This is a genomic window from Polaromonas sp. P1_G2, assembly GCF_056405515.1.
The window spans coordinates 1-5,769 of the sequence record NZ_JBFUBY010000265.1 but is presented as its reverse complement, the minus strand read 5'-3'; the positions used below and the strand labels follow the sequence as shown (position 1 = coordinate 5,769).

Genomic DNA, 5,769 nt, shown 5'->3' with positions numbered 1-5,769 from the left:
GGCGTAGTTTGCATCAATTCAATAATTCAATTATATTTGAATCATGGAATCCTCAATACAAGCCCCCCTAGCCACCACCCTCGATGAAGGCGCCGCCGTCAAGGCGCTGGCCGCCCTGGCCCAGGCCCAGCGCCTGCGCGCTTTTCGCGCCCTGGTGGTCGCCGGCCCCGAGGGACTGACGCCAGGCGCCATCGCCGAACAGCTAGGCATCGCGCCCAGCGCACTGTCGTTTCACCTCAAGGAACTCTCCAACGCRGGCTTGGCCAGCAGCGAAGCGCGCGGCCGCAACCTGATCTACCGTGCCAACTTCGGCCAGATGAACGCCCTGCTCGGCTATCTGACCGAGCACTGCTGCGAAGGCGGCGCCTGCGAAGTCGATCCGCAGTCCGGCTGCGCGGCCTGCTGACCACATCCCCGTCACACCACACCCCACAGGAGAGCTCCATGAAACGCTTCCATGTCCACGTCCACGTCAAAGACCTCGAAAAAAACATCGCCTTTTATTCGGCCATGTTCGACCAGCAGCCCGCGCGCACTGAAGCCGACTACGCCAAATGGATGCTGAGCGACCCGCCGGTCAACTTCGCCATCTCCACGCGCGGTGACGCGCCCGGCGTGGACCACCTGGGCATACAGGTCGACCAAGCCGAAGAGCTGGAGGCCCTGAAGGCCAATGCGACCCGCGCCGACATGACCTTGCTCGACGAAGGCTCCACGACCTGCTGCTATGCCCGCAGCGACAAATACTGGCTCACAGACCCGCAAGGCATCGCCTGGGAACAGTTCCACACGCTGGGCAACATCCCGGTGTTCAGCGAGGCAAAGTCGGCCAGCGCTTCGGCCTGCTGCGCCGCGGCGGACAGCAAGGCATCGCGCGCGGCTCCGGCGTGCTGTTAAGCCGCACCACGACCGAGCGCGACGCAAGCCCCGGCGTGCCGTCGCTGGCGCGCCAGGCGCTCGCGGAGTTCGCGGGCACAGCCGCCCTGCTCTGCGCCGTCATAGGCTCTGGCATCATGGCCGAGCGCCTTTCGGCCGGCAACATGGGTGTGGCCCTGCTGGCCAATACGCTGGCCACGGTGTTCGCGCTGTATGTCCTGATCGAACTGCTGGGCCCGCTCAGCGGCGCGCACTTCAATCCGCTGGTGACCCTGGTGCTCGGGTCTCAAGCCACGGCCTCCGGCAAGCGCACGCGAAGAACCTTTCTGTTTATCGCAAGCCAGCTGCTGGGCGCGGTGGTCGGCGCCTGGCTGGCCCATGCGATGTTTGACATGAACCTGCTGCAGTTCAGCCACAAGATCCGCAGCGGCAGCGGCCAGTGGCTGGCCGAGGCCGTCGCGACCGCCGGGCTAATCCTTGTCGTACTGCGCGCGCCCGCGGCCAAGGCGCCGGCCATGGTCGCCTGCTACATAGGCGCGGCCTACTGGTTCACCGCCAGCACCTCGTTCGCCAATCCGGCGGCCGTGCTGGGCCGCATGCTCTCGGACAGCTTTGCCGGCATCGCGCCGGCCAGTGCGGTGGGCTTTGTGGCGGCACAAGCTGTGGGCGCACTCGCGGGCGTGGCGCTGCACCGCGCCTTGGGCGGGCCGCAGGCCGCGAGCGACAAGGGCTAAAGCTTTGCTACGCTTGCGACCGTGACCGTTTCAAGCCGCACCGCCACCATCGTCCAACTGGGCATCGCCCAGACCCTGGCCTGGGCCTCCAGCTACTACCTGCCCGCCATCCTCGCCGTGCCCATGGCGCGCGACCTGGGCGTCAGCACGCCCACAGTGTTTGCCGCGTTTTCGGCCGCGCTGGTGGTGTCCGCGCTGCTCGGGCCGGCCGCGGGCAAGGCCATAGACCGGCATGGCGGCCGGCCGGTGCTGGCCGCCAACAGCCTCGTGTTTGCCGCCGGCCTCGTCGTGCTGGCACTGGCCCAAGGGCCGGTGGGCTTGTTCGCCGGCTGGGTGATCCTGGGCGTGGCCATGGCCGCCGGCCTGTATGAAGCAGGTTTTGCTGCGCTGGTGCACCTGTACGGAAAGGACGCACGCGGCGCCATCACCGGCATCACGCTGTTCGCCGGTTTTGCCAGCACCGTGGGCTGGCCGCTGTCGGCCTGGCTGGAGCTTGAATGGGGCTGGCGCGCCACCTGCATGGCCTGGGCGGCGCTGCATTTGCTGCTGGGCTTGCCACTCAACTGGCGCTTGCCTGCTTCACCTGTAGCGCCAGTGCTCGCCGAAACCCATGCGGATGCAGCCCCGCCTGACACTGCCGCCTCCACGCCATCACACAGCGCCACCCGCACGGCGGTGCTGCTCGCGCTGGTGTTCGCCGTGACCTGGTTTATCAGCACCGCCATGGCCTCGCATCTGCCGCGCCTGCTGCAGGCCCACGGCGTGCCGCTGGCCACCGCGCTGGTATTCGCCGGCCTGGTCGGCCCCGCCCAAGTGGCAGGCAGGCTGCTTGAATACGGCCTGCTGCGCAACATCCATCCGCTGGTCTCGGCGCGCGTGGCCGGCAGCCTGCACACCCTGGGCGCGATGGCCTTCCTGTTCTTCGGGGTCCCGGCCGGCGCGGTGTTCACCTTGCTGCACGGCGCCGGCAACGGCGTGCTGACGATTGCCAAGGGCACGCTGCCGCTGGTGCTGTTCGGTGTGCGCGACTACGGCGCGCGCCAGGGCCTCTTGATGGTGCCGGCGCGCTTTGCACAGGCCACGGCGCCCTGGCTGTTCGGCCTGGCGATTGACCGCTTCGGCGCGGGTGCGTTGTGGTTTTCAGCGGCGCTGGGGCTGGTGGCGTTTGCGGCCTTGATGCTGCTGCACGACCCTGCTTCGGCCAGGCWTCAGTCCAGCCACTTCTGAAAAAACCGCGCCTGCCCCATGGCCGGGTCCAGCTGGTAGCCGGCAAAGCCGATGCGCTCGTACAGCTTGATGGCGCTCGCATTGCCCTGCAGCGCTTCCAGCGTCAGTTTGCAGGCGCCGCGTTCGCGCGAGATCTCGTCCACCAGTGCCAGCATTTTTTCGCCGATGCGCTGGCCGCGATGGCCGGGCAGCACGGCCACGTCGTGGATGTTGACCAGCGGGCGGCAGGCGAAGGTCGAAAAACCTTCGATGCAGTTGACCAGGCCCACCGCTTTGTCGCCGTCGAAGGCGAGCACGCTGAAAGCCTGCGGGCGCGCGGCGAGTTCCTTGACGAGATGGGTTTTGGCGAAGTCGCCGAGCGGCTTGCCGCCGCCGGCCGGATCCTGCGCGTAGCTGTCGAGCAGTTGCACGATGGCGCGCGCGTGGACCGGGTTGGCGTAGTCGGCGCGGCAGACGTTCAGGGAGGAAGAAACAGAAATAGGTTCAGTCATCGGGCGATTTTAGGAACACCGGCTCTTTGAGGCAGGTGAAGCCCATAAAGCCTTACCGCATTGCCGCCCATCACCGCCGCCTGGGCCGGCTCGTCCAGCCCCTCCAGCAACTGCCGCGAGGTCAGCCACCACAGCGCGTAGGGAGCGGCGAGTTCCAGCACCGGCCAATCGCTGCCCCAGACGACACGATCGGCGCCAAAGCTTTGCAGCACATGCTCGCACCAGCGCCGTACCGCGCCCGGCGCCGGGTGCGGGCCGGCTTCGGTCAACAGGCCGGAGAGCTTGCACATGGCCTGGGTGTCCGTGGCGATGCGCGTGATGGCGTCGGCCCAGGGCTGCCACTCGCCCGCCGCGATGTCGGGCTTGGCGCCATGGTCTATCACCATGCGCAGTTCAGGGTGGCGGCCAGCCAGGGTCAGGATGTGCGGCAGGTGCGCGGACTTGACCAGCGCATCGAAAACCAGGCCGCAAGCGGCCATGGCGCGCAGGGCCGGGGCCGCCGCGGGCTGCAATATCCATTCGGGGTCGGCGATGTCCTGCAGCATGGGCCGCAAGCCCTTGAGCCGCGGGTGCCGGGCCAGCGCTTCGATACGGGCCGGCGCGTCGGGCGCCAGGAAATCCACCCAGCCGACCACGCCCAGCACGGCCGGGTTGGCATCAGCTTGCTCCAGCAGGAACCGGGTTTCCGCCTCGGTGGGCGCGGCCTGTACCAGCACACCGCCGCGCACGCCGTGCGGGCGTGACTGCGCCTGCCAGTCGGCCACGGCCACGTCGCGGTAAATGGGCGCCAGGGCCGGCGTGAGCCAGCCATARTCGCCGCGCGCCAGTTCCCAGCAGTGAAAGTGCGCGTCAATCTTCATCATGGTGTGGGTGCATCCGCTGGCAAAAGGCCCTGGGCGCGCAAATCCGCCCAGAAGGCCGCTGGAATTATGTGCTGCATCATCGCCACCGCGTCGGCCCATTCGGCGACTTTGCGCGCGCCCAGCATCACGATGTCGACGGCCTGGTGGGCCAGCGGAAACTGCAGCGCCGCCGCGCGCAGCGGCACGCCGTGCGCCGCGCACACCGACTCGATGCGGGCCGTGCGCTCCAGCCACTCGCGGGCCGCCGGCGCATAGTTGAAGCTGGCCGTGCCGCCGCGCGCGCCGGTCGCCAGGATGCCCGAATTGAACACGCCGCCCAGCGCGATGCGCACGCCGCGCGCCGCGCATTGCGGCAGCAGCGCCGGCAGCGCGCTGTGGTCCAGCAGGCTGTAGCGCCCGGCCAGCATTAGCACGTCCAGCCCGGCTTCGCGCAGCACCTGCAACACCACGTCCACATCGTTGGTGCCCAGGCCGATGGCGCGTATCAGCCCTTCGTGCTTCATCTCGCGCAGCGCGGGCAGGGTTTCATCGAGCAATTGCCGCAGCACGGCTGGCGCGCGCTCGCCGTGCGAGGCCACATCCGGGTCGTGCACATAGACCACGTCCAGCCGCGGCAGGCCCAGGCGCTGCAGGCTGTCCTCCACGCTGCGGCGGGTGCCGGCCGCGCTGAAATCCCAGGCCTGGTTGAAGGGCAGGATGTCCACATAGCCGTGCTGGGCGCGCGCCGCATTCGCATCGGGCCGCAGCAGCCGGCCGACCTTGCTCGACAGCACATAGCTGTTCCGTGGATGGCCGCGCAGCGCGTCGCCCAGGCGCCGCTCCGACAGGCCGTGGCCGTAATGCGGGGCGGTGTCAAAGGTCCGGCAGCCGTCGGCCCAGGCGGCATCCACCAGCGCCCGGGCCTCGGCGTCGCTGACGGCGGAAAACAGGTTGCCCAGCGGCGCGCCACCCAGGCCCAGCCGCAGGCCGCTTTCTTCACAGGCGGCAAAAACAGGGGCCATGTCCACGGTCGTCGTCATATTCGGTTCGTTTCAGGGTTAATCCTGATAAAAGTTTAGCCATGTTATGACTAACATGTCAGTCATTGACAGCGGGAAATCCCGAGGTTTTGCAAAAACCAGGAAAACCAGGCTCCCGGCTGCCGCCACTCCTTTATATATGCTGAAGAACATCCCACCGCTGATCACGCCCGACGCCCTGCATGCCCTGGCCAGCATGGGCCATGGCGATGACGTGGCGATTGTCGATGCCAATTTCCCGGCGGCCCAGGTGGCCCGCAAAAGCGGCGCCCAGCTGGTGCAGCTGGCGGGCGCGACCGCGCCACAGGCGCTGGCGGCCGTGCTGCGGCTGCTGCCGCTCGACGACTATGTACCCGACGCCGCCTGGACCATGCAGGTAGTGGGCGACGCCTCCGCCGTTCCGCCGCCGGTTGCCGAGTTCGCCACCGTGCTGCACCAGGCGGGGGAGCGCCCCGCGGCCTCGCTGGAGCGTTTCGAGTTTTACGAACGCGCGCAGGCGGCCTTCCTGATCCTGCAGACCGGCGAGCGGCGCAAGTACGGCAACATCCTGCTGCGCAAG

Annotated in this window: 8 protein-coding genes; 5 read left to right on the top strand and 3 right to left on the bottom strand. The window is 68.1% G+C overall.

The annotated features are described in order from the left end of the window. Positions 1-43: 43 nt before the first annotated feature. The 4 genes from AC1D0P_RS20820 to AC1D0P_RS20805 are packed head-to-tail and all read left to right on the top strand — an operon-like array spanning position 44 to position 2,837. A complete protein-coding gene (locus AC1D0P_RS20820; protein WP_477678486.1) occupies positions 44-406 on the top strand; it encodes an ArsR/SmtB family transcription factor in 363 nt (120 codons plus the stop codon). Between the two features lie 38 nt (positions 407-444). Continuing rightward, on the top strand, positions 445-897 hold the full coding sequence (locus tag AC1D0P_RS20815) for an ArsI/CadI family heavy metal resistance metalloenzyme (protein ID WP_477678485.1): 453 nt from the start codon (positions 445-447) through the stop codon (positions 895-897). Positions 898-932: 35 nt separating this feature from the next. Next, a complete protein-coding gene (locus AC1D0P_RS20810; protein WP_477678488.1) occupies positions 933-1,610 on the top strand; it encodes an aquaporin in 678 nt (225 codons plus the stop codon). Between the two features lie 21 nt (positions 1,611-1,631). Continuing rightward, positions 1,632-2,837, top strand: coding sequence for an MFS transporter (locus AC1D0P_RS20805; RefSeq protein WP_477678484.1), 1,206 nt, complete (start codon positions 1,632-1,634; stop codon positions 2,835-2,837). On the opposite strand, the gene AC1D0P_RS20800 is transcribed toward AC1D0P_RS20805, so the two are convergent. From AC1D0P_RS20800 to AC1D0P_RS20790, 3 genes are read right to left on the bottom strand one after another with little or no spacing between them, the layout of a single operon-like run. Continuing rightward, positions 2,819-3,328 (bottom strand): GNAT family N-acetyltransferase, encoded by a 510-nt coding sequence (locus AC1D0P_RS20800; RefSeq protein ID WP_477678483.1) that lies wholly within the window; start codon positions 3,326-3,328, stop codon positions 2,819-2,821. The genes AC1D0P_RS20805 and AC1D0P_RS20800 overlap by 19 nt on opposite strands. Continuing rightward, entirely contained in the window at positions 3,325-4,188 is an 864-nt protein-coding gene (locus tag AC1D0P_RS20795; RefSeq protein ID WP_477678487.1) for an amidohydrolase family protein, read from the bottom strand. The genes AC1D0P_RS20800 and AC1D0P_RS20795 overlap by 4 nt, the downstream gene beginning before the upstream one ends. Then, positions 4,188-5,210, bottom strand: coding sequence for an aldo/keto reductase (locus AC1D0P_RS20790; protein ID WP_477678482.1), 1,023 nt, complete (start codon positions 5,208-5,210; stop codon positions 4,188-4,190). Before AC1D0P_RS20790 ends, AC1D0P_RS20795 begins: the two co-directional genes overlap by 1 nt. A 139-nt stretch (positions 5,211-5,349) precedes the next feature. Here AC1D0P_RS20790 and AC1D0P_RS20785 point away from each other — a divergent pair. Then, positions 5,350-5,769, top strand: a 420-nt coding sequence (locus AC1D0P_RS20785) for an RbsD/FucU family protein (protein WP_477678481.1), incomplete at its 3' end; no start/stop codon positions are given.